This window comes from Mesorhizobium sp. M7A.F.Ca.CA.001.08.2.1 (assembly GCF_003998455.1).
Lineage (GTDB): Bacteria > Pseudomonadota > Alphaproteobacteria > Rhizobiales > Rhizobiaceae > Mesorhizobium > Mesorhizobium ciceri.
On record NZ_RZPW01000727.1, the window covers coordinates 1 to 3112 of the forward strand.

At 64.2% G+C, this 3112-nt stretch carries 2 protein-coding genes and 1 pseudogene; 1 reads left to right on the forward strand and 2 read right to left on the reverse strand.

The annotated features are described in order from the left end of the window. The coding region (locus EN914_RS29780) for an MlrC C-terminal domain-containing protein (RefSeq protein WP_164779008.1) at positions 1 to 710 on the forward strand (710 nt) is incomplete at its 5' end. Positions 711 to 874: 164 nt separating this feature from the next. Here EN914_RS29780 and EN914_RS29785 read toward each other — a convergent pair. Further along, positions 875 to 2929 (reverse strand): M3 family metallopeptidase, encoded by a 2055-nt coding sequence (locus EN914_RS29785; protein WP_024504712.1) that lies wholly within the window; start codon positions 2927 to 2929, stop codon positions 875 to 877. A 96-nt stretch (positions 2930 to 3025) separates the two neighbouring features. Continuing rightward, positions 3026 to 3112, reverse strand: a pseudogene (locus EN914_RS39445) (nuclear transport factor 2 family protein); the annotation flags it as partial.

The window sequence follows — 3112 nt, forward strand, 5'->3', positions numbered from 1 at the left end:
ACGCGCTGGCGGAAAGGCTCGGGCGGGAACTCTACGCGCTGCGCGAAAAGACGGCGATGACGATGCTGAGTGCTGCCGACGGCATCGATCGGGCGCTGGCCGTGCGCACAGAAAATTCGGGCAAGCCGGTGGTCATCGCCGATATCTGGGACAATCCCGGCGGCGGTGTGCCCGGCGACGGCACCTTCGTGCTGCGCCAGATGCTGGTGCGTGGCCTGGACAGGTTCGCCGTCGCGACCATCTGGGATCCGATCGCGGTCACCTTCTGCCTGGCGGCAGGCGAGGGCGCAGTCATCGACCTGCGCTTCGGCGGCAAGGCCGGGCCGCAAGCCGGCGAGCCGATCGATGCGCGCGTGCGCGTGCTGAAGGCGGTTGCGGAGGGCTGGCAGAGTTTCGGGCCAAGCCGGGTGACGCTTGGGCCGACGGCGCTGGTCCGCCTCGAAGGCACCGAGGTCGACATCATCCTCAACACCAACCGCACGCAGACCTTCGAGCCGGATATCTTTTCCAACATCGGCGTCGATCCGCTAGCCAAGGACATGCTGCTGATCAAGTCGACCAATCATTTCTACGCCGGCTTCGAGCCGATCGCCGCCGAGATCATCTATGTCTCGGCGCCGAGTTCGTATCCCAGCAATCCGGCGGTGACCGATTACAAGAAGCTGACAAGGCCGGTGTGGCCGAGGGTGACGGATCCGTGGAAAGTGTAGGGTTCTCCCTTCTCTCCTTGTGGGAGGAGGTGGCCTCGCGAAGCGAGGTCGGATGAGGGGTGTTCCAGCGGAGTGAGGCGTTGGCATTTCCTGGAGCACCCCTCATCCGTCTCGGCGCTACGCGCCGATCCACCTTCCCCCACAAGGGGGGAAGGGAAAGCCAATCACGCCAGCCCGCGCTTGGCCATCATCGCTTCCGGCGACGGCATCTTGCCGCGAAATGCGGTGTAGAGTTCTTCCGGATCCTTCGAGCCGCCGGCGGCGTAGATGTTCTTGCGCAGCCGCTCGGCGAGCGCCGGGTTGAAGGGGTCGCCGGTTTCCTCGAAGGCGGCAAAAGCATCGGCATCGAGCACTTCCGACCACATGTAGGAATAGTAGCCGGCCGAATAGCCTTCGCCGGAAAAGACATGCCCGAAATGCGGCGTGCGGTGACGCATGGCTATGGTGTCCGGCATATGCAGTTCTGCAAGCGTTTCGGCTTCGAAACGAAGCGGCGCTTCAGGCGCCTCCGCCCGCGCGTGATAGGCCATGTCCATCAAGGCGGAGGCGGTGAATTCGACCGTGGCGAAGCCGGCGCCGAAGGTGCGCGCGGCCAGCATCTTGTCGAGCAGCGCCTTGGGCATCGGCTTGCCGGTCTTGACGTGCAGCGCGTGCTTCTCCAGCACTGCCGGCACGGTCAGCCAGTGCTCGTAGAGCTGCGAGGGCAATTCGACGAAATCACGGCTGACCGAAGTGCCCGAAACCGAGGGCCAGGTGACGTCGGTCAGCATGCCGTGCAGCGCATGGCCGAATTCGTGGAACAGCGTTTTGGCCTCGTCGACCGACAGCAGAGCCGGCTCGCCCACCGGCGGCTTGGCGAAGTTCATGATGTTGTAGATGACCGGGCTTGCACCGTGGCCGAGCCTATAGCCGGATTGCAACGCGCTCATCCAGGCGCCGGATCGCTTTGACGGCCGGGCGAAATAGTCGGCCAGGAACAGGCCGCGCTCGCTGCCGTCGGCATTCTTCACCACGAAGACGCGGGCGTCCGGATGCCAGGCCGCGATGCCCTTTTTCTCTTCGAAGGTGATGCCGAACAGCCGTGTCGCCACGTCGAAGCAAGCGTCGATGATCCGGTCGAGCTGCAGATAAGGTTTCAGTTCCGCCTCGTCGAAGGCGAATTTCTCCGCGCGCAGCTTCTCCTGGTAGAAGCGCCAGTCCCAGGCAGCGAATTTTTCGTTGCTGCCGGCTGCGGTGGCCAGCCGTTGCAATTCGATCTGGTCGCTTGCTGCCTTCTCAAGCGCTTTTTCCCACACCGGATCGAGCAGCGCGTGCACGGCCTTCGGCGTCTTGGCCATGGTGTCGTCGAGCTTCAGCGCGGCGAAAGAGGCGTAGCCGAGCAGCTTTGCCTTTTCGGCCCGCAGGCGCAGCATGTCGCGCACCACGTTCGTGTTGTCGGTGGCGCCGCCATTCTGGCCGCGCATGGTGAAGGCGCGGAAGGCGATCTCGCGCAGATCGCGGCGTTCGGAGAAGGTCGAGAACGGCTCATAGATCGAGCGCGACAGAGTGACGGCATAGCGGCCCTTCTGGCCACGCATTTCGGCGGCCTCGGCCATGGAGCTTTTCACGAAGTCCGGCAGGCCGGCAAGGTCGGCTTCATCGAGGAACAGCGCCCAGTCGCGCTCGTCGGCCAGAACATTCTGGCCGAAAGCTGTGCCGAGCGAGGACAATTCCTCGCTGATGCTTGCCAGCCGCTTCTTGCCGTCGGCGTCGAGCTTGGCGCCGGAACGGACGAAGCCCTTCCAGCTCTTTTCCAGCACCCGCAAGGTCTCTGCGTCGAGCTTCAGGCTCTCACGGCGCTGGTAGAGATCGTCGATGCGGGCAAACAGCCGCTCATTCATTGAAATCGCCGAGAAATGCCTGGACATTTTCGGCGAGATGTCGCGCTCCAGCGCCTGGATCGTCTCGTTGGTGTAGGCGCCGGCGCGGCACCAGAAGATCGACGAGACACGATCGAGCGCTTCGCCGCCGAGTTCCAGCGCGGCAAGCGTGTTCTCGACGGTCGGCGCATCCTTGTTGCCGGCGATCGCCTCGATCTCGGCCTCGTGCGCCTTCAGCGCCGCGTCGAAGACCGGGGAGAAGTCGCCGTCGCCAATGCGCGTGAAATCGGGCAGGCCGAGCGGCCCCTGCCACGCGGTCAGCGGATGGGCGGCGAGGTCGACGGCTTTCGTGGAAGGCATGGACAGTCTTTCGTTGGTGGAGCAGGCAGGCGGGTCGTACCCGATGTAGGGCGCGGCCGGCGGACCCGCAATATGCGGATTTGGCCGATATCGCCCTCAAAAGCCGTCGCAGTTTTCGGCGATCGCCGCTTGTGAACTGGCGGTGATGCGGTTGTCGGTGACCGCGAAAGTTTCCTGCATCAG